Here is a 19,984-nt window from a genome sequence, read left to right as displayed (position 1 = left end):
GTCTCGCTGGACCGGAGGCTCCCCGATGTTGCAGCGCCCCGCGTCGGCGACCTACAAGCGCAAGGAGCTTCTGGCGAAGCTCGATCCAGTCTGCCTGCGCGCCTTCCGCGCCGCCGCCGACGCGGCCAAGCTGCGGGGCAACCCCTATGTCGAGCTCGCGCACTGGATCGAGCAGCTCGCGCTGACCGTGCGCTCCGACGTGCAGTTCATCCTTGCCGAGGCCGGCGTCGACGCCAGCCGCCTCGCCGCCGACATGACCCGCGCCATCGACAGGCTCCCCTACGGCGCCACCTCGATCGAGGAGTTCTCCGACCACATCTTCCACGCCATCCAGGAGGCTTGGAGCCTCGGCGCGCTGGAGCGGGGCGACGAGACCGTCCGTTCGGCCTACGTCCTGCTCGCCTGCCTGCGCACGCCCGTCCTCGCCGCACTCCTCGGCAAGATCAGCCCAGAGCTCGACAGGATCGACGCCGAGGCGATGCTCGCCCGCCTGCCGGACGTCCTCGACGGCTCCATCGAGAGCGCCGCGCCCGCCGCCGGCCCGCCGGCCGAGGCCCCGAAGCGCGAACCGGGCGGCGACGGCGCGCTGGCCCGATACGCCACCAACCTCACCGCCCGCGCCCGCGACGGCAGGATCGACCCGGTCCTCGGCCGCGACCCCGAGATCCGCCAGATCGTCGACATCCTGATGCGGCGGCGGCAGAACAACCCGATCCTCACCGGCGAGGCCGGCGTCGGCAAGACCGCCGTGGTCGAGGGCTTCGCGCTGCGCATCGCCGCCGGCGACGTGCCGCCGCCGCTCAGGGACGTCGCCCTGCACCTTCTCGACATCGGCCTGATGCAGGCGGGCGCGAGCGTGAAGGGCGAGTTCGAAAAGCGCCTGAAATCCGTCATCGACGAGGTCCAGTCCTCGGAAACCCCGATCATCCTCTTCATCGACGAGGCCCACACGCTGATCGGCGCCGGCGGCGCGGCCGGCACCGGCGACGCGGCCAACCTGCTGAAGCCCGCGCTCGCCCGGGGCGAGTTGCGCACCATCGCCGCCACCACCTGGGCCGAGTACAAGCAGCACATCGAGAAGGACCCCGCGCTGACCCGCCGCTTCCAGGTGGTGAAGATCGAGGAGCCCGACGAGGCCCCCGCCATCCTGATGCTGCGCGGCGTCGCCGCCACGCTCGAGGCGCATCACCGCGTGCAGGTCCTCGACGAGGCCATCGAGGCCGCCGTGCGCCTGTCGCATCGCTACATCCCCGGCCGCCAACTGCCCGACAAGGCGGTCAGCCTGCTCGACACCGCCTGCGCCCGCGTCGCGGTCTCACAGCACGCCACCCCGGCCGAGGTCGAGGATCTCCGCCGTCGCCGCGCCGCGCTCGAGGTCGAGCAGGGCATCATCGCCCGCGAGGACGCCATCGGCATCGACACCGGCGAGCGCGCCCCCCGGGTCGCGGCCGGCCTCGCCGAGGTCGACGAAGCCCTGGCCGCCGCCGAGATCCGCTGGGAGGCCGAGCGCGCCCTCGTGACCGAGATCCTCGCCCTGCGCGCGAAGCTGCGTGGCGAAGGCGCCCCCCTCGACGCGCCCGCCGACGAGACCGCCCCGGAACCCGCGACCGCGGAGACGGAGGCGCCCGCCGAACCTGCGCCCGGGCAGCAACCCGAGCCCGATCCGGCGCCCGACCCGGCGGCCGAACGCGCGGCCGACCTCGCCCGCCTGCGCGCGCTGACCATTGATCTCGCCGAGGCCCAGGGCGAGACGCCGCTGATCCTGCCCTCCGTCGACCGCAACGCCGTCGCCGCGGTGGTGCAGGACTGGACCGGCATCCCCACCGGGCGGATGCTGACCAGCCAGACCGAAAAGGCCCTCGCCCTTGCCTCGATCCTCGCCGAGCGCGTCGTCGGCCAGGACCACGCCATGGAGATGATCGCCAAGCGCGTCCAGACCAGCCGCGCCGGTCTCGGCGCGCCCGAGAAGCCGGTCGGGGTCTTCCTGCTCTGCGGCCCCTCCGGCGTCGGCAAGACCGAAACGGCGCTGGCGCTGGCCGAGACGCTCTATGGCGGCGAGGACAACCTCATCTCCATCAACATGTCGGAGTTCCAGGAGGCGCACACCGTCTCGACGCTCAAGGGCGCCCCCCCGGGCTATGTCGGCTACGGCAAGGGCGGGGTGCTGACCGAGGCCGTCCGCCGCCGCCCGTATTCGGTGATCCTCCTCGACGAGGTCGAGAAGGCCCACCCCGACGTCCACGAGATCTTCTTCCAGGTCTTCGACAAGGGCATGATGGACGACGGCGAGGGCCGCCGCATCGACTTCAAGAACTGCCTGATCCTGCTCACCTCCAACGTCGGCTCCGAGGTGATCATGCGGCTCACCGACGAGGGCCGCCGCCGCGGCCCGATCGACGCGCTCGACGCCGCGCTGCGCCCCCCGCTCCTCGGAACCTTCCCGGCGGCCTTCCTCGGCCGCGTGGTGACGATCCCCTACTATCCGCTGTCCGAAGCGATGATCGAGACGATCGCGCGCCACCGCTTCGCCGCCATCTCCCGCCGCCTCCGCGAAACGCAAGACGCCGAGCTGGTGATCGGCGACGGCGTGATCGACGCGATCCGCGCCCGCTGCACCGAACTTGAGTCCGGCGGCCGCATGATCGACGCGATCCTGACCAACACCCTCCTGCCCGAACTCAGCCGCGGCGTCCTCGCCCGCACGCTGGAAGGCCGCCCGCTCGCCCGCGTGACGGTGACCGCCGGGGCCGACGGCTTCGCCTATGCGTTCGAATAGCCGCGACCCGCCCGGCGACGGGGCGGCCGGCATCGTACGAAATCCGCTGATTGCATCGGTCTGCGCATTCACTTCCCCGATTTGTCCGTCGACAAATCGGGGCGCGCCTGCCTGCCCCTTGGCAGGCGCAATAGACGCGCCCGCCAGGCAGGCGCGCCCCGATTGCAAGCCGACGGAGACGCTCAACCCCCCTCGCTCTCCGCGCTCACGCGCTCCAAGCGACCGGATCGCGCGGCGCGCCACAGGCGCCCCGCTCCTGCGATCCGGGGCGCATCTCCCGCAGGTTGCGCCCAAGGCAATCAGGCGGAGAAGGCATCATATCATACCGGCGGGCTCATGAAACGACTCGCGGACCTTTTTGAGCCTTAGCACTTTTATCGTGTGTACTCAGGTAGTTACCCTACCTATCACGCGTGTTAGCCCGTGCTGCGCCGGGTGGCCTGGTAGACTCGCCGGTATCATACCAACCGCCGAGTTGACCGCCTCGGCCCGACCGGCGATTCTGGCGCAGGGCCCTTGGGATGTCATCGGAACCGCGAACCTTCGCAGCGACCCGCCGCGGCGTCCTCGTCGGCGCCACGGCCCTCTGTTGCGCGCCGGGCCTCGCCTTCGGCGCGACCCTCGACGAGGTCGCCCGTGGCGTCTTCGTCCGGCGCGGCCCGGACCAGGAGGCCACCGCCGGAAACCTCGGCGGCATCGGCAACGCCGGCTTCGTCATCGGCCGCGACGCGGTGCTGGTCGCCGACCCGGGCGGCAGCCTCGCCGACGGCGCCTGGCTCCGCGACGAGATCCGCGCCCGCACGGACCGGCCGATCCGGCACGTGGTCATCAACCACGTCCACCCCGACCACGCCTTCGGCGCCGGCGCCTTCCTCGGCGACGCGCCGGAATTCATCGGACATCCCCGGCTGGCCGACGAGCTGGCGGTCCGGGGCGAGTTCTACCGCGAGAAGCTCGCCGCGCTGCTCGGGCCGGAAAGGGCCGGGCCGGTGGTCATGCCGACCCGCACGGTAGGCGCGGAGGGCGCGACGGTCGATCTCGGCGACCGGAGGCTGACCTTTCGCAGCCATGGGCCGGCGCACACGCGCTCGGACCTCTCGATGCACGACGCCGGGGCGGGGCTGCTCTTCCCGGCGGACCTGCTCTTCGTCGGCCGCGTCCCCTCGCTCGACGGCAGCCTCCCGGGCTGGCTCGCCGAGCTGGACGCGCTGGAGACCCTCGGCGCCCGCGCCGCCGTTCCCGGCCACGGCCCGACCCTCGTCGAGACCGCGGCCGCCATCGCGCCGCTGCGACGCTACCTCACGACGCTGCGCGACGACGTGCGCCGCGCGATCGCGGAAGGGCGGACCCTCGTCGAGACGACGGCGACCGCCGGGTTGTCGCAGCGCGGCGACTGGGCGCTCTTCGACGACTACAATGGCCGGAACGTCACCCAGGCCTACAAGGAACTCGAGTGGGAATAGGAGAGACATCCATGCAGCGAGCTTGCCTGATCCTCGCAGCCCTCCTCGCCGCCGGGCCGGCGCTCGGGGCGGGCAACACCGAACCCGACCGGCTCGCCCGCTGGGACGACCTGACCGCGCTGATCTTCGGCGAGGAGGCCGAGATCGCGCCGACGGAGGACGTCGTCACCATCGAGGCGCCAAAGCGGGCGCTCGACTCCGCGCTCGTGCCTGTGGCCGTCGCGGTCGCCGATCCCACCGTCGCCGGGGTGGCCCTGATCGTCGACGAGAACCCCGGACCGCTCGCGGCCCGGGTGCGCTTCGGCCCGGCGGGCGATCCGCGCGCGCTCGGTCTGCGTGTGCGGATCGACGGCTACACCAACGTCCACGCGGTCGCGACGCTGGCCGATGGCTCGATGGTCGGGAACGCCGTCTTCGTGAAGGGCGCCGGCGGCTGCTCCGCGCCGATCGGGGTCAGCGACGAGGAGGCGATGGCCGGCATGGGCGAGATGCGGATGAAGTTCGCGCAAGGCCCGGACGGCGCCGGCAAGGCGACGCTGATGGTTCGCCACCCGAACTTCAACGGGATGCAGATGAACCAGATCTCGCGGCTCTACACGCCGCCGCGCTTCGTCACCGACATCGAGGTGACGCGGGGCGACGAACTCGTGCTCGCGATGGAGAGCGACATCTCGCTGGCCACCGACCCGGTGATCGACTTCCTCTACCGCACCGGCTCGGACGCGCCCTTCACGGTCTCGGTGACGGACAGCAAGGGCGATACCTGGTCGCAGGACTTCGCCGCGCCGGAACTGGCGAATTGACCGCGTCCCGGCCGAAGGCGGGCCGGCTGGCCGCGCTGGCGCTGGCCGCGGTTCTCGCGGCCGGCCCCGGCCTTGGCGGCGACGCGCCCCCGCCGGAGCCCGCCGGCTATCGCACCGGCGTCCTGCGCGCGCCCACTCCTGCGACGCTGGCCGGCGCGCGGGTTCTCGACGTTCCCGCGCTCGAGGCGGCGATCGCCGCCGGCGCGGTGCTGGTCGACGTGGGCCCCGTGCCGGTCCGGCCCGACGACATGCCGGCCGACCGGCCGTGGCTGCCCACCCACCGCTCGATCCCCGGCGCCGTCTGGCTGCCGGGCGCGGGCCTCGGCGACGACCTGTCCGCGGAACGGGCCGCGGAGTCGCTGCGCCGGATCGCCGAGCTGACCGGGGGCGATCAGGCCCGGCCGGTCGTGGTCTTCTGCCTGCCCGATTGCTGGGCGAGCTGGAACTTCGGCAGGCGCCTCGTCCTCGCCGGCTACACGGCTGTCGCCTGGTTCCCCGGCGGCGTCGACGCCTGGCAGGTCGACCATCCGACCGTCCCGGTCAAGGCCGCGGCGGGCTGGTGACGCCAACGGCCCGACCGCCGGACTCGCGCCGAATCCTTGTCGAATCCTGAAAAAGTGGCAAGGCGGATTCCAGCCCGATTCCAGCCGCGTTCCGGCCAGATAGAATCCAGCCTTTTCCGCCGCTTGCCCCGCCCCGCCCAGGCAAGCGGCTTTTGCGCCGACTTGCCCGGGACGTGGAACGGCCCTGCTACTCCACCTTCGTGATCCGGCCGTCGGTGAAGGGAACGTAGTCCCCCTGCGCCGCCAGATAGTCGCCGAGCACGTCCTCGAGCCCCGGGCCGTAGTCATAGGCGTTGGTGCCCTGGTCCCGGAGCGCCGAATACCCGTCGCCGCCGTTGCGCATGAAGTTGTTGGTCACCGCCGAGTAGGTCTTCGCCGGGTCGATCGGAACCCACGCGTCGCCCTCCCGGACCTCGACCGACTTGATCCGCCCCTCGCCGGGCGCGACCGAGGCGTCCCAGGCGAAGCGCAGGCCCGCCACCTGCGGGAAGCGGCCGCCGCCCTCCTCGACCTGGCTCACGCCGTTCTCCAGCGCCGACACGATCGCCGAACCGGGGATGTTGAAGGTCGAGAGCGTGTTCTGGAACGGCAGCACCGTCAGCACCTCGCCCTTGGTCACCGGGCCGGCGTCAATCGAGGCGCGCAGGCCGCCGCCGTTCTGCAACGCGATGGTGACGCCCTGCCCCTTGACCCGGTCGAGCATCGCCTCGGCGACGAGGTTGCCCATCTGGCACTCGCCGGCGCGGCAGGTCTCGCGGCTGCCGTCGACCGGCGCGGCGACCTCGGCCACCACCTCCTCCATCAGCGCCGCGATCGGCGCGCGCATCTCCTCGATCCGGGCGAGGACTTCCGGGTCCGGGGTCACGCTCTTGTCGAGGAGCTTCGTGTCGCCGCTGGCCGACGTCACCACGCCCGCGTCGTCGAACTCCAGCCGCAGGTGGCCGAGGTACTTCGAGTAGGACCCGGCCTGAACCACCGGAACCTCGGCGCCCGACGCGCCCGCGACCATCACCGGATAGGGGCGCGCCGCCCCCTCGATCGTGTTCGAGAACAGCGTGTGCGAATGCCCGCCGACGATCGCGTCGATTCCGGGCACGGCAGCCGCCGTCGCGAGGTCCGCGACGTCGCCCTGATGGGTGAGCGCGACGATGCGCGTCACGCCCTCCGCCTCCAGCGCCTTGACCGCCTCGGTCAGATGGGCGTCCACCGCGCCGAACGTCACGCTCGGCCCGGGAGAGGAGATCTCCGCCGTCTCCGGGGTCAGGCCGGAAACGATCCCCACCTTCTCGCCGCCGACTTCGAGGATCACGTGGTCCTTCGCGAGCGGGGCGAGGCGGTTGTCGCCCGAGGCGTCGACGTTGCCGAAGAGCACGGGGAAGTCCGCCTTGGCGACGAATTCGGCCAGCGTCTCCGGCCCGCGGTCGAACTCGTGGTTGCCGAGCGCCATGGCGTCGAAGCCGATGCGGTTCATCATCTCGACCTCGGCCGCGCCGCCGAAGGTGGTGAAGAACAGCGAACCCGAAAACTCGTCGCCGGCGTCGAGCACGATCACCGCCTCGCCCTTCGCCTCGAGATCCGCCCGGGCCGCGTCGATCGCCGCCTTCATCCTCGCAGCGCCGCCAAAGCACTCGCCCGCGGCCTCGCCTTCGGCGTCGCAGGTCGAGTCCGTCTTCGTCACCGACTCGATGCGGGAATGCTGGTCGTTGACGTGCAGGATGTTGAGCGTGAAGGCGAGGCTCGCCTCCGACGAGAGCGCCAGCGCGCTCGACGCGAAAAGCAGGGTGCGCAGGGTCATTCGATATTCCCCTCGGGATGGGTGCGGCTCGGGAGCGAGGATGCCCGGCCACCATGACAGGCGGGCGACGCGACGCGCAAGCGCGCGAACGCCGTGACGGCCGCTTGGCGAGGCATGCGCGAATTGCCCTTGCGGCGCCCGCCCTGTAGGTTGGCCGCCTCATCCATGCCGGGGCGCGATCCATGACGAAACCGCTGTCGAACTCCCAGATGCGCGACGCCGAGGCGCTGCTGCACCCCTACGCGAACGCCGTGGCGCTTCGCGAGACCGGCGCGCAGATCATCGAACGTGGCGAGGGCGTGCGGGTCTTCGACCAGTCGGGCAGGTCCTATATCGAGGGTCTCTCCGGGCTCTGGTGCGCGGGCCTCGGCTTCGGCAACGCCGAACTGATCGAGGCGGCGACGAAGCAGCTGGAGAAGCTCCCCTACTACCACCTCTTCTCCGGCAAGAGCCACGAGCCGGCGGTCGAACTCGCCGAAAAGATCAAGGCGCTCGCCCCCGGGATGGCGCGAGTGTTCTACCAGTCGAGCGGCTCCGGGGCGAACGAGACCCAGGTCAAGCTCGCCTGGTACTACAACAACGCCCGCGGCCGACCGGACAAGAAGAAGATCGTCTCGCGCCAGAAGGCCTATCACGGCGTCACCATCGTCTCGGCCTCGCTGACCGGCCTGGCGAACAACCACCGCGACTTCGACCTGCCGGTCGACCGCATCCGGCACACCACCACGCCGCACTACTGGAAGGGCGCCGAGCCCGGCGAAAGCGAGGCGGAATTCGTGGCGCGGCTCGCGGCCGATCTCGACGCGCTGGTCGAGGCCGAGGGGCCGGAAACCGTCGCCGCCTTCATCGCCGAGCCGGTGATGGGCGCGGGCGGCGTAATCGTGCCGCCGGCGGGCTACTTCCCGGCCATGGCGGAGGTCTGCCGCAGGCACGACATGCTGATGATCTCCGACGAGGTCATCTGCGGCTTCGCCCGCACCGGCGAATGGTTCGGCTGCCAGACCCTTGGACTGCCCGCCAACTCGATGTCGATGGCAAAGCAGCTCACCGGCAGCTACTTCCCGCTTTCCGCGGTGGCGATAGACCGCGACATGGCCGAGACGATCGAGGGCAACTCGGGCAGGATCGGCACCTTCGGCCACGGCTTCACCTATGGCGGCCATCCGGTCGGATGTGCCGTCGGCGTCAAGGCGCTCGAGATCTATGAGCGCATCGACGCGCCCGCCCGGGTGCGCGCGCTCGCGCCGCGCTTCGCCGCACATCTCGACCGGCTGGCGCAGCATCCGCTCGTCGGCGAGGCGCGCCACCTCGGCCTTGTCGGCGCGCTGGAGTTCTCGCCCGACAAGTCGCCCCGCGGCTTCGCCGAGACTGGCCGCGTCGCCACGCGCGTTGCAGCGGAGCTGCTCGAGCGCGGGGTGATCGCCCGGGCGATCCTCGACTCGCTCGCCTTCTGCCCGCCGATGATCATCACTGAGGACGAGATCGACGAGATGTTCGCGCCCGTCGAGGCGGCGCTCGACGCCACCCTCGCCTGGGCGAAGGCGGAAGGCTGCCTGCGCTGAGCCGCCTCCCCCGGCGACCGGCGCCCCTGAAGGGCCGCCGCCCTCCGGCGGACCGAGGCGCCGCGCCGACGTCGCGCGGGCTGCCCCGTTGCGCCCGCGGCGCGCTGCGACGTGGCGCGCGCGGCGCCGTCTCTCCGCCCCGCCCCTGCGCCCGTGAGCCCCGCGGCCAGGGTGGCGCCCTCAGCCAGCCGGACCCTGCCCGATGAACCCCCTTCGCGGGATCGCACTGAAGATCCTGTCCGTCACCGTGTTCACGCTGATGGCGATCTGCATCAAGGCGGTCGCCGTCGCGGCGCCGCCGGGCCAGGCGGTGTTCTTCCGCTCGGTCTTTGCGATCCCGGTGATCCTCGCCTGGCTGGCCTGGAACGGCCGGCTCGGGAGCGGGCTCGACGTGGTGAACCCGATGGGCCATGTCTGGCGCGGGGTCGTCGGGACCACCGCCATGGGTCTCGGCTTCACGGCGCTCGGCCTCCTGCCGCTGCCGGAGGTCACCGCGCTCGGCTACGCGGCGCCGCTGCTCACCGTCATCTTCGCGGCGATGTTTCTCGGCGAGGAGGTCCGGGTCTTCCGGCTCGGCGCCGTCGCCCTCGGGCTCGCCGGCGTCATGATCGTGCTCGCGCCGCGCCTGACCGTCCTCGACGTCGATGCGGCCTCCAAGCTCCAGACCATCGGCGCGATGGCCGCGCTGCTCGGCGCGGTCTTCGCCGCGCTCGCCCAGGTGTTCGTGCGCAAGCTCGTCCACAGCGAGCAGACCTCGGCGATCGTGTTCTACTTCTCGCTGACCGCCGCGCTCCTGTCCCTCGCCACCCTGCCCTTCGGCTGGGCCTGGCCGACCGCCGGCGAGGCCGGGCTCCTCGTCGCGGCCGGCCTGCTCGGCGGGGTCGGCCAGATCCTGCTGACCGAGAGCTACCGCCACGCCGAGACTTCCGTCATCGCGCCGTTCGAGTACGTCTCGATGGTGCTCGCGCTGGCGTTCGGCTACCTGATCTTCGCGGAGACGCCGACCGCCTCGATGCTGGGCGGCGCGGCGTTGATCGTCGCCGCCGGGCTCTTCATCATCTGGCGCGAGCACCGGCTCGGCATCGAGCGGGCGAAGGCGCGCCGGGTCATCACGCCGCAGGGGTGAGTGCATGATCTACAAGCTGTTCCGCGCCGCCGAGATGGCCGACTTCGCCGCCCGCGGCAGCACCGACGGCGCGCCCGTCGACGTCGCCGACGGCTATGTCCACTTCTCCACCGCCGCGCAGGTCGCCGAGACCGCGGCGCGCCACTTCGCCGGCGAGGACGGGCTCTGGCTGCTCGCCTGCGACGAGACCGCCATGGGCGAGGCGGTCCGCTGGGAGCCCTCGCGGCACGGGGCGCTGTTCCCGCATCTCCATCGCCGGCTCGGGCGGGCGGACGTGCTCTGGGCGCGGCCGCTGCCGCTCGAGCCTGGCGGCCATGTCTTTCCGGACGACCTCGCGTGAGGGACCGGCTCGAACGCGTCGGCCTCGCGGCGCTGCGCCGGATAGACCCGGAACGCGCGCACGGGCTCGCGCTCGCGGCGCTGCGCGCCGGGCTCGGGCCGGCCGGCGGCCCGCTCGCGAGCCCGCGCCTCGCCACCTCGCTCGCCGGGCTCGCGCTGCCGAACCCGCTCGGGCTCGCCGCCGGGTTCGACAAGAACGCCACGGCGCTGCCGGCGCTGCTCCGGATCGGCTTCGGCTTCGTCGAGGTCGGCGCGGCGACGCCGAAGCCGCAGCCCGGCAACCCGCGGCCGCGGCTGTTCCGGCTCGCGGAGGACCGCGCGGCGATCAACCGCTTCGGCTTCAACAACGACGGCGCCGCCGCCATCGCCGCCCGCCTCGCGGCGCCGCGGCCGCCAGGGATCGTCGGACTGAACCTCGGGGCCAACAAGGCAAGCGCCGACCGCGCCGCCGACTTCGCCGAGGTGCTCGCCGCGGTCGGCGGGCTCGTCGACTTCGCCACGGTCAACGTCTCGTCGCCGAACACCGAACGACTGCGCGACCTGCAGGGGGCGGACGCGCTCGACGCGCTCCTCGCCGGCGTCATGGCGGCCAACGCCGCACTCGCGCGGCCGGTCCCGGTCCTGCTCAAGATCGCCCCGGATCTGTCCGACGCGGAGCTGGTCGAGCTGATCGCGGTGGCGCTGGAGCGGGGGGTGGCGGGGATCGTCGCCACCAACACCACGCTGGCGCGCGACGGGCTCTCCAGCCGGCATCGCGGCGAGGCCGGCGGCCTCTCCGGCGCGCCGCTCTTTGCCCGCTCGACCCGCGTCCTCGCCCGGACCTACATGCTGACCGAGGGACGGGTTCCGCTCGTGGGGGTCGGCGGCGTCGCCTCGGCGGCGCAGGCCTACGCCAAGATTCGCGCCGGCGCCTCGGCGACACAGCTCTATACCGGCCTCGTCTACGCCGGGCTCGGACTGGTGCGGGAGATCCTGACCGGGCTCGACGCGCTCCTGGCCGCCGACGGCTTCGCCTCGGTCGCCGAGGCGGTCGGCCTCGACGCCGAAGACTGGGCGGACGGGGCGTGAGGGGTCACCCGGCCGCCTACGGATCGTCGTCGCTGCCGCCGGCCCCGCGGATGAGCAGCGCCTCGATGTCGGCGCCCTTCGCGCCGCGGCCGAGGCTCTCGAAACGGCCGTCAGCCAGGATCTCCCGCGCCGCAGCCGCCAGTGCGCCGTGGGCGACCCGCGCGAGGCCCGAGCCGATGCTGATCCGCGCCGCGCCGGCAGCGGCGAAGTCGGCGAGCGTCGCCGCGGCGAGCGGGCCGGCGGCCAGCGCGTTCACCGGGGCCTGCGCCGCCCGGCAGAAGGTCGCGAGCGCGCCGAGATCGGGCAGCATCGGCACGTAGACGCAATCCGCCCCGGCCTCGGCGAAGGCCTGCGCCCGCGAGATCGCCTCCCGGAGTCCGTAGGCGCCGGTCATCAACCCGTCGGCCCTGGCGACCAGCACGAAATCGCGCGCCAGCGCCCGCGCTGCCGCCGCGGCGGCGCGGATCCGCTCGGTGGCCAGGAAGAAGGCGTAGGCGCCGTCGCCGGGGAGGTCGGTGTCCTCGATGGAGCAACCCGCAAGCCCCGCCTCCGCCGCCAGACGCACGGTCCTGGCGACGCCCTCAGGCGCCTCGGCGAAGCCGTTCTCGAGATCGCCGCTGACCGGCAGCGGCGTCGCGCCGACGAGGTCGGCGCAATGGGCGAGCGTGTCGTCGAGCGTGACCCGCGCGCCGTCCGGCAGGCCGCGGGTGAAGGCGAACCCGGCCGAGGTGGTGCCGATCGCCTGCGCGCCGAGCGCGGCCAGCACCCGGGCCGAACCGCGGTCCCAGGCGTTCGCCAGCACGAAGGGCGCGCCGGGCCGGTGCAGCGCCCGCAGGGCCGCGCCCGGATCGGCGGTCATCGCCGCGCCCCGGCGACGGGGCGGCTCGGGGGCTCGGGTCATCGGGCGCTCCTCCGCTTTTCCGACCAGCCTGCCACGGGCGGCGCGCGCCGCCAAGCCGATGGCGCGCGCCCGCGCCGCGCCTGCCTTGCAGCCCCCTCGCACGCCGGATAAAGGGGGCGCGTCTTTGGCTGACCCGGGGGAGGGGCGCGCCGGAATGCCTCGTCTCGTGATGAAGTTCGGCGGCACCTCCGTCGCCGATCTGGCGCGGATCCGCGGCGCGGCCGAGAAGGTCCGGCGCGAGGTCGAACGCGGCTACGACGTAGCCGTCGTAGTCTCCGCCATGGCCGGCAAGACCAACGAACTCGTCGGCTGGGTGCGCGACACCTCCATGCTCTACGACGCGCGCGAGTATGACGCGGTCGTCGCCTCGGGCGAGAACGTCACCGCCGGCCTCATGTCGCTCACGCTCCAGGAGATGGGCGTTCCCGCGCGCAGCTGGCAGGGCTGGCAGGTGCCGCTGCGAACCAACTCCACCCACGGCGCGGCGCGCATCGAGTCGATCGACACGGCCCGGCTCGTGCAGAAGTTCGGTGAGGGGCTCCACGCGGTGATCGCCGGCTTCCAGGGCATCAGTCCGGAGGGGCGGATCACCACGCTCGGCCGCGGCGGCTCGGACACGTCCGCCGTGGCCTTCGCCGCGGCGCTCGAGGCAGAGCGCTGCGACATCTACACCGACGTCGACGGCGTCTACACCACCGACCCGCGCATCACCAAGAAGGCGCAGAAGCTCGCCCGCGTCTCCTACGAGGAGATGCTGGAGCTCGCCGGCGCGGGGGCCAAGGTGTTGCAGACCCGCTCGGTCGAACTGGCCATGCGCTACAAGGTGCCGCTTCAGGTTCTGTCGAGCTTCAGCGACGAGCCGGGCACGCTCGTCTGCGACGAGGAGGATATCATGGAAAGCAGGGTCGTCAGCGGCATCGCCTTCACCCGCGACGAGGCGCGTGTCACCGTCTCCGGCGTCCAGGATCGTCCGGGCATCGCCGCCGGTATCTTCGGGCCGCTCTCCGAGGCCGGCGTCAACGTCGACATGATCGTCCAGAACGTCTCGGCCGACGGCAAGACCGACATGACCTTCACGGTCCCTGCCGACGACATCTCCCGCGCCACCCGGGCGCTGGAAGCGGCCCGCCAGAACGCCGGGCTCGGCTTCGCGAAGATCGAGACCAACGACGACGTCGCCAAGGTCTCGATCGTCGGCGTGGGGATGCGCAGCCATTCCGGCGTCGCCCACCGCATGTTCGCGGCCCTCGCGGCCGAGGGCGTCAACATCAAGGCGATCACCACCTCCGAGATCAAGGTGTCGGTCCTCATCGACCGCAAATATCTGGAACTGGCCGTGCAGGCGCTGCATGATGCCTTCGATCTCGACAAGGCCGGCTGAAACCACGGGCGATCACTGGGGGCCGAACTGATGCCCTATTCCGAGGCCGTCGACAGCCGCGTGCTGCTGCGCCGCCTGCGTGATACGCTGGCCGAACCGGGCGGCGGGCAGGAGCGACTCGACAGCATCGTCCGGCTGATCGCCGGCGGTCTCGTCGCCGACGTCTGCTCGGTTTACCTCAAGCGCGAGGAGGACTGGCTCGAGCTCTGCGCCACGTTCGGGCTCAAGGCGGAGGCGGTCCACCTGACCCGGCTCAAGGTCGGCCAGGGTCTCGTCGGCCGCATCGCCGACAGCGCCGAGCCGATCAACACCCGCGACGCCCCGAACACCCGCGGCTTCCGCTACATGCCCGAGACCGGCGAGGAGCTGTTCTCCTCCTTCCTCGGCGTGCCGATCCAGCGCCTCGGCGAGGTGCTCGGCGTCCTCGTGGTGCAGAACCGTGACCATCGCGAGTACAGCGACGACGAGATCTACGCGCTCGAGGTCATCGCCATGGTGCTGGCGGAGATGGCAGAACTCGGCGCCTTCGTCGGCCCCGGCGCCATGGAGATCGCGGCCCAGCACCGGCTCCCCTTCTTCGTGCGCGGCCTCGTCGGCCAGGAAGGCGTCGCCGAGGGTCGCGTGCTGCTGCACGAACCGCAGATCGTCGTCTCGAACCCGGTCAGCGATGACCCGGCCCGCGAATACGCCCGCCTCCACGCCGCCATCGAACGGCTGCGCGAGGAGGTCGACGAGATGCTCGCGGCCGACTACCTGAGCAAGGCTGGCGACCATCGCGACGTGCTGCAGGCCTACCGCATGTTCGCCCACGACAAGGGCTGGGTCCGCCGCATGGAGGCCTCGATCGAGAGCGGCCTCGCCGCGGAAGTCGCCGTCGAGAAGGAGCAGTCGGCGACCCGGGCGCGCATGAGCCGGATCGCCGACCCCTACATTCGCGAGCGGCTGCACGACCTCGACGACCTGTCGAACCGGCTGCTGCGACTGCTCGCCGGGGTGGACGCCATCAGCGGGCGGGAGGTTCCCGACGACGCCGTCCTTGTCGCCCGCAACATCGGCCCGGCCGAGTTGCTCGACTACGGCCGCAGGCTCAAGGGCGTGGTGCTGGAGGAAGGCTCCGTCGGCTCGCACGCGGCGATCGTGGCGCGCGCGCTGGCGATCCCGCTCGTCATCCACGCCGAACGCATCACCCGCGAGGCCAAGAACGGCGACCCGATCCTCGTCGACGGCGACGTCGGAGCCGTCCATCTCCGGCCCGAGGAAGGCGTGGCGCGCGCCTTCCGCGAGAAGGTCGAGATGCTGGCCGGCGCGCAACAGGCCTACGCGGCGCTGCGTGATCGCCCGGCGACGACTCGCGACGGCGTGACGCTCGATCTCTACATGAACGCGGGCCTGATGGCCGACCTGCCGAGCCTGCCGAAATGCGGCGCGGCGGGCGTCGGGCTGTTTCGCACCGAGCTGCAGTTCCTGATCCGCTCGACCGTGCCGAAGCGCGCCGATCTCGCCGCGCTCTACGCCCGCATCCTCGACAGCGCGGGCGGCAAACCGGTGACGTTCCGCACCCTCGACATCGGCTCCGACAAGGTGCTGCCCTACATGAAGCGTCAGGACGAGCCGAATCCCGCGCTCGGCTGGCGCGCGATCCGGGTCGGCCTCGACCGGCCCGGGATCATGCGGATGCAGGTGCAGGCGCTGCTTCGGGGCGCCCAAGGCCGGCCGCTCCGGATCATGTTCCCCTTCGTCGCCGAGGCGGTCGAGTTCGAGCAGGGCCGCGAGATCATCGTGACGGAAGTCGCGCGCGAGCGCGCCCTCGAGCGACCGGTCTCGACCGACATCAAGATCGGCGCGATGCTCGAGACGCCGAGCCTCGCCTTCGCCTCGGCCCGCTTCTTCGAGATGGTCGACTTCGTCTCGATAGGCGGCAACGATCTCAAGCAGTTCTTCTTCGCCGCCGATCGCGAGAACGAGCTGGTGCGCCGCCGCTACGACGCGCTCAGCATCAGCTACCTTGGCTTCCTCGAGGGGATCGTCGCGCGCTGCGCCGCGCACGGGACGCCGGTGTCGTTCTGCGGCGAGGACGCGGGCCGCCCGCTCGAGGCGCTTGCCTTCGCGGCGATCGGCTTCCGCCAGCTCTCGATGCGCCCGGCCTCCATCGGCCCGGTCAAGGCGCTGCTGCGTCAGGTCGACCTCAGCGAGGCCCGCGCCGCCATCGAGGCCGCGCGCTACGAGGCCGCGGCCACCGCCCGCCCGGCGCTGGAGGCGCTGCTCGGGCGGATGGGGTTCGTCGTCTAGCGGTCCCTCGGCCTGCGCCCCGCCGGCGCCCTACTTCCTGCGCAAGGCGTCCGACAGCGCGGCCCTGGAATACCCCACAGGCTCATAGTCGAGGTTCCGGTTGGCGTTCAAGAACACCTTCAGCACCTCGGCGTTGATGAAGCAGATCGGGCGGTCGCCGCTCGACTGCGCGCAACTCGCCTGTGTGTCGGTGGGGACGCGGACCGAGATGTCGCCCTGCGCCGTGTTGACGATGTTTACGCCGACCGACCCGCCCGTCTCCGTCACGAACCGGACCTGCTCGCTCGACGCGCGCACCGGATCGACGAGCAGGACGTAGTGATACCGCGCCGGATCGCCGGTCGCGTCCGCGACGCGCCAGGCGCGCTCCGGGTCGGCGTCCTCGTTCCGGCGAGCGACATATGCCTGCGACAGCGCCGTCCGTGTCGCGACCTCGCGGACGATGATCTCGAGGTCCCGCGAGACCGCCGCGCGGATCTGGCCGTTCGCCGCTCTACCGATGTCGCCGCCGGCCGCCGCGATCGTGACGCCGTTGACGTCCCGCGCCTGCATATCGGTCGGGGTCGTCGTCGACCCCACGGCCATCGGGATGCCGCGCTCGAGGTCCACGAGCTCGCCCTCCGCCGTGTCCCACAGCATCAACCGCCCCGGCGACAGCGCGCCGGAGTTCCGGAACCCAAGGCTGGTGCTGGCGTAGTCGAGGCCGATCGAGGCGGTCACAGGGCCTCCCGTCCGCTCGTGCATGCACCCCGCGAGCACGACGATGCAGGCCAGCGCCAGAACGGGCCTTCGTTCGAGGAGATCCACGTCACCCCCCATTCTTGTCTATGGCAGCGACATTCACTCAATGCAGGCGCGAATACTAAAGCAGCTGCGCCACGACCGCACAGTGATTGGCAACGATCAAACATACCACGACATTCGGCCGCCACATAGATGAAAACTACCGGCGCGCGATCCGGAGCCTGTCGGGGAGTCGGGCGGGTCGGCTCGGCGGTTCTCGCCGATCCTCAGCCCGCCGAGGCTCTACGCCTGCCCGGTCTCTCCCTCGTCCGTCCACCGCCGCACGATCCCGGCCACGCCGTCGAGCGCCCCGGGGACGAGCGCGCGCGCGAGCAGGCGGTCGGGGTTGGTCGGGGGCGGGTATTCGAGCGCCCGCCCCGCGTCTCGGGTGAAGCCGAAGCGGCGGTAATAGGGCTCGTCGCCGACCAGGATCACCCGCGTCCAGCCGAGCGCCGCAGCGCGTTCGAGACTGTCCGCGATCAGCAGGGCGCCGAGCCCCTCGCCCTGCCGGGTCGGGTGCACCGCCACCGGCCCGAGCAGCAGCGCCGGGCTGCCCGCCACGCCGACCCGCACCCGCCAGTAGCGGATCGCCCCCGCGACAGCGTCGTACTCGTCGCGCGCGACGAGCGACAGCGCCGTCTCCGGCGGCACGCCGTCGCGCAGGCGGTAGGACGACAGCGCCGTGCGCCCCGGGGCGAAGGCGAGGTCAAAGAGCGTTTCGACTTCGGCGCCGTCCTTCGGCGTCTCGGACTGGATTCGGAGCATGGCGGGAGAGGGGCGGGAGGGGGGGCGGCTCGACAGGCCCCTAGCACGCTCCTAAGGTCCGGCCAACGCGAAACGACGCGAGTCCCGCATGTTCTACCGTCCCGGCGTCGACTCCCACGGGCTCGCCCACAACCCGTTCAAGGCGCTGGTCGCCCCGCGCCCCATCGGCTGGATCTCGACGCTCGACCCCGAGGGTCGGCGGAACCTCGCGCCCTACAGCTTCTTCAACGCGCTCTCCGACACGCCGCCGATGGTCATGTACGCGACGACGGGCCGCAAGGGCGGGCGTGACGAGGCCAAGGAGACGATAACCAACATCCGCGCCACCGGCGAGTTCGTGGTCAACATCGTGCCCTACGAGCTTCGCGAGGCGATGAACGCCAGTTCCGCGAGCCTCGCGCCCGAGGTGGACGAGTTCGCCCATGCCGGGCTCACGCCGGTCGCCGGCAACGTCGTGCGAGCGCCCCGTGTCGCCGAGGCGCCGGCGTCGCTCGAATGCCGCGCCTGGAAGCTGATCGACCTGCCCGGCGCGCACAACGTCCTGGCGATCGGAGAGGTTGTCGGCGTCCACATCGACGACGCGGCCCTGGTCGACGGCATGGTCGACGTCACCCGCTACGCGCCACTGGCGCGGCTCGGATACCGCGACTACGCCGCCGTGCGCGAGGTCTTCCCCATGACCCGACCGACCGGTGGCGGCGGTTGATTCCTCCTCACCATTTTTCTCCTTATGGGAGAGTTAACGGCGATCCGTTAAGGTTTCGGTAACCACTGACTCGTTAGGAAGAGGGCGTCCCGGGAAGGGACTGCTGCTTGCAAGACCCTCAGACCTTCTCGTCAGGATACGCGCCCCCTCTTTCCCCCGAGAGGGGGCGCAATTCGTTCGGCCGTGCCGAAAACCGCACCGACGGAGTTCCAAGGCGTCCTCGCGCCGCGTGAGCGGCTGGCTCCGCAAGCGGACGGACCGCCTGTTCGGGCGGCGGGTCGATCCGATCGGTGGAAAGCCTGTCGGGATTCCGGCGTCGCCGATACGGCGGGACGCCTCCGGGCGACGAGCGCAGCCGGCCTCAATCGTCCCGGTGGACCTTCTCCTTGCGCTCGTGGCGCTCCTGCGCCTCGAGGCTGAGGGTCGCGATCGGGCGGGCGTCGAGACGCTTCAGCGAGATCGGCTCGCCCGTCTCCTCGCAATATCCGTAAGTGCCGTCCTCGATCCGACGCAGTGCGGCGTCGATCTTGGAGACGACCTTGCGCTGGCGGTCGCGGGTCCGGAGTTCGAGCGCGCGGTCGCTCTCCTCGCTGGCTCGGTCGGCGACGTCGGGGATGTTCCGAGTCCCCGCCTGCATCGTTTCGATCGTTCCCTTGCTCTCTGCAAGGATAGAAGCCTTCCATGTCAGCAACTTTCGCCGGAAGTAGTCCAGTTGCCGGGGGTTCATGAAGGGTTCGTCTTCGCTGGGCTGGTACTCGACGTCGAACTTGGTCTCGGGCTTCATGCGTTACGCCACCTCTGGTCGATCAGGGCCTGCCCGAAATCCCCGGCAAGACCCGGCTGGAGGCTGGCCCCGATCTTCGTGCGCCCCCGTTATAGGGATTCCTGGCGGATGTCACGTGGAAGTATTGTGATGTTGCCTAACGGCTCACGCCTGCTAGGTTGCCAACGAGCAACCCGGGGCAACGGGCGGAAAAAGAATGAGATTCGCCGGTAGCGCCGATTACGTGGCCACGCCCGACCTCGCGGTGGCCGTCAACGCTTCCATCGCGCTGGAGCGGCCGCTGCTCGTCAAGGGCGAGCCGGGCACCGGCAAGACCGAGCTCGCCCGCCAGGTCGCCCGCGCGCTCGGCCTGCCGTTGATCGAATGGTCGGTGAAGTCCACCACGCGCGCCGCGCAGGGCCTCTATGAATACGATGCCGTCAGCCGGCTGCGCGACAGCCAGCTCGGCGACGAGCGGGTGAACGACGTCGCCAACTACATCCGCAAGGGCCCGCTGTGGCGCGCCTTCGAGGCCGAGGCGAAGATCGTCCTGCTCATCGACGAGATCGACAAGGCCGACATCGAGTTCCCGAACGACCTCCTCCAGGAGCTCGACCGGATGGAGTTCTTCGTCTACGAAACCGGCGAGACCATCGTCGCGAAGGTCCGCCCCATCGTCGTGATCACCTCCAACAACGAGAAGGAGCTGCCCGACGCCTTCCTGCGTCGCTGCTTCTTCCACTACATCCGCTTTCCCGACCCCGAGACGCTGGAGCGCATCGTCGCGGTCCACTTCCCCGGCATCAAGCACAGCCTGGTGCGCGCCGCGCTGACGCAGTTCTTCGAGATCCGCGAGACGCCGGGGCTGAAGAAGAAGCCCTCCACCTCCGAAGTGCTCGAC

The 19,984-nt window shown here is 71.4% G+C and carries 17 protein-coding genes; 12 read left to right on the top strand and 5 right to left on the bottom strand.

Annotated features, from left to right (window positions below):
• Window positions 1–25 precede the first annotated feature (25 nt).
• The 4 genes from tssH to KBA23_RS04320 all read left to right on the top strand — a co-directional run bounded on the left by tssH (window position 26) and on the right by KBA23_RS04320 (window position 5,605).
• Entirely contained in the window at window positions 26–2,776 is a 2,751-nt protein-coding gene (gene tssH, locus KBA23_RS04335; protein ID WP_290737150.1) for a type VI secretion system ATPase TssH, read from the top strand.
• Window positions 2,777–3,297: 521 nt separating this feature from the next.
• A complete protein-coding gene (locus tag KBA23_RS04330; protein WP_290737149.1) occupies window positions 3,298–4,239 on the top strand; it encodes a quinoprotein relay system zinc metallohydrolase 2 in 942 nt (313 codons plus the stop codon).
• Window positions 4,240–4,250: 11 nt separating this feature from the next.
• A complete protein-coding gene (locus KBA23_RS04325; RefSeq protein ID WP_290737148.1) occupies window positions 4,251–5,042 on the top strand; it encodes a quinoprotein dehydrogenase-associated SoxYZ-like carrier in 792 nt (263 codons plus the stop codon).
• Complete coding sequence (locus tag KBA23_RS04320; RefSeq protein ID WP_290737147.1) at window positions 5,039–5,605, top strand: rhodanese-like domain-containing protein; 567 nt, start codon at window positions 5,039–5,041, stop codon at window positions 5,603–5,605. The genes KBA23_RS04325 and KBA23_RS04320 overlap by 4 nt, the downstream gene beginning before the upstream one ends.
• A 187-nt stretch (window positions 5,606–5,792) precedes the next feature.
• Here the strand turns inward: KBA23_RS04320 and KBA23_RS04315 are convergent, their stop codons facing one another.
• Window positions 5,793–7,400, bottom strand: a complete 1,608-nt coding sequence (locus KBA23_RS04315) for a 5'-nucleotidase C-terminal domain-containing protein (RefSeq protein WP_290737146.1) — start codon at window positions 7,398–7,400, stop codon at window positions 5,793–5,795.
• Between the two features lie 182 nt (window positions 7,401–7,582).
• Between KBA23_RS04315 and KBA23_RS04310 the strand changes: the two genes are divergently transcribed.
• The 4 genes from KBA23_RS04310 to KBA23_RS04295 all read left to right on the top strand — a co-directional run bounded on the left by KBA23_RS04310 (window position 7,583) and on the right by KBA23_RS04295 (window position 11,495).
• Entirely contained in the window at window positions 7,583–8,962 is a 1,380-nt protein-coding gene (locus tag KBA23_RS04310; RefSeq protein ID WP_290737145.1) for an aminotransferase, read from the top strand.
• Window positions 8,963–9,164: 202 nt separating this feature from the next.
• Complete coding sequence (locus KBA23_RS04305) at window positions 9,165–10,088, top strand: DMT family transporter (protein ID WP_290737144.1); 924 nt, start codon at window positions 9,165–9,167, stop codon at window positions 10,086–10,088.
• A 4-nt stretch (window positions 10,089–10,092) separates the two neighbouring features.
• Window positions 10,093–10,428, top strand: coding sequence for a DUF952 domain-containing protein (locus KBA23_RS04300; RefSeq protein WP_290737143.1), 336 nt, complete (start codon window positions 10,093–10,095; stop codon window positions 10,426–10,428).
• The gene (locus KBA23_RS04295; protein WP_290737142.1) at window positions 10,425–11,495 is read left to right on the top strand and encodes a quinone-dependent dihydroorotate dehydrogenase; all 1,071 of its coding nucleotides are present in this window, start codon (window positions 10,425–10,427) and stop codon (window positions 11,493–11,495) included. Before KBA23_RS04300 ends, KBA23_RS04295 begins: the two co-directional genes overlap by 4 nt.
• Before the next feature lie 16 nt (window positions 11,496–11,511).
• Here KBA23_RS04295 and KBA23_RS04290 read toward each other — a convergent pair whose 3' ends face one another.
• Window positions 11,512–12,396: an isocitrate lyase/phosphoenolpyruvate mutase family protein gene (locus KBA23_RS04290; RefSeq protein WP_366935293.1), complete on the bottom strand. Its 885-nt coding sequence runs from the start codon at window positions 12,394–12,396 to the stop codon at window positions 11,512–11,514.
• A gap of 154 nt (window positions 12,397–12,550) precedes the next feature.
• Here KBA23_RS04290 and KBA23_RS04285 point away from each other — a divergent pair, with 154 nt between their 5' ends.
• Both KBA23_RS04285 and ptsP read left to right on the top strand, forming a co-directional pair.
• Complete coding sequence (locus KBA23_RS04285) at window positions 12,551–13,777, top strand: aspartate kinase (protein ID WP_290737141.1); 1,227 nt, start codon at window positions 12,551–12,553, stop codon at window positions 13,775–13,777.
• 30 nt (window positions 13,778–13,807) lie between these two features.
• Window positions 13,808–16,066, top strand: a complete 2,259-nt coding sequence (gene ptsP / locus KBA23_RS04280) for a phosphoenolpyruvate--protein phosphotransferase (RefSeq protein WP_290737140.1) — start codon at window positions 13,808–13,810, stop codon at window positions 16,064–16,066.
• A 30-nt stretch (window positions 16,067–16,096) separates the two neighbouring features.
• Here ptsP and KBA23_RS04275 read toward each other — a convergent pair whose 3' ends face one another.
• The gene (locus KBA23_RS04275; RefSeq protein WP_290737139.1) at window positions 16,097–16,873 is read right to left on the bottom strand and encodes a hypothetical protein; all 777 of its coding nucleotides are present in this window, start codon (window positions 16,871–16,873) and stop codon (window positions 16,097–16,099) included.
• A gap of 219 nt (window positions 16,874–17,092) precedes the next feature.
• Complete coding sequence (locus KBA23_RS04270; RefSeq protein WP_290737138.1) at window positions 17,093–17,614, bottom strand: GNAT family N-acetyltransferase; 522 nt, start codon at window positions 17,612–17,614, stop codon at window positions 17,093–17,095.
• Window positions 17,615–17,702: 88 nt separating this feature from the next.
• Between KBA23_RS04270 and KBA23_RS04265 the strand changes: the two genes are divergently transcribed.
• Complete coding sequence (locus KBA23_RS04265) at window positions 17,703–18,320, top strand: flavin reductase family protein (RefSeq protein ID WP_290737137.1); 618 nt, start codon at window positions 17,703–17,705, stop codon at window positions 18,318–18,320.
• A gap of 361 nt (window positions 18,321–18,681) precedes the next feature.
• On the opposite strand, the gene dksA is transcribed toward KBA23_RS04265, so the two are convergent.
• Window positions 18,682–19,104: an RNA polymerase-binding protein DksA gene (gene dksA / locus KBA23_RS04260; protein ID WP_290737136.1), complete on the bottom strand. Its 423-nt coding sequence runs from the start codon at window positions 19,102–19,104 to the stop codon at window positions 18,682–18,684.
• 196 nt (window positions 19,105–19,300) lie between these two features.
• Here dksA and KBA23_RS04255 point away from each other — a divergent pair.
• Window positions 19,301–19,984, top strand: a 684-nt coding sequence (locus KBA23_RS04255) for a MoxR family ATPase (protein WP_290737135.1), incomplete at its 3' end; no start/stop codon positions are given.

It is taken from the genome of Amaricoccus sp., from assembly GCF_017995835.1.
Classification (GTDB): Bacteria; Pseudomonadota; Alphaproteobacteria; order Rhodobacterales; family Rhodobacteraceae; genus Amaricoccus.
The sequence above is the reverse complement of the archived record's forward strand: the minus strand, read 5'-3'. Positions and strand labels throughout refer to the sequence as shown.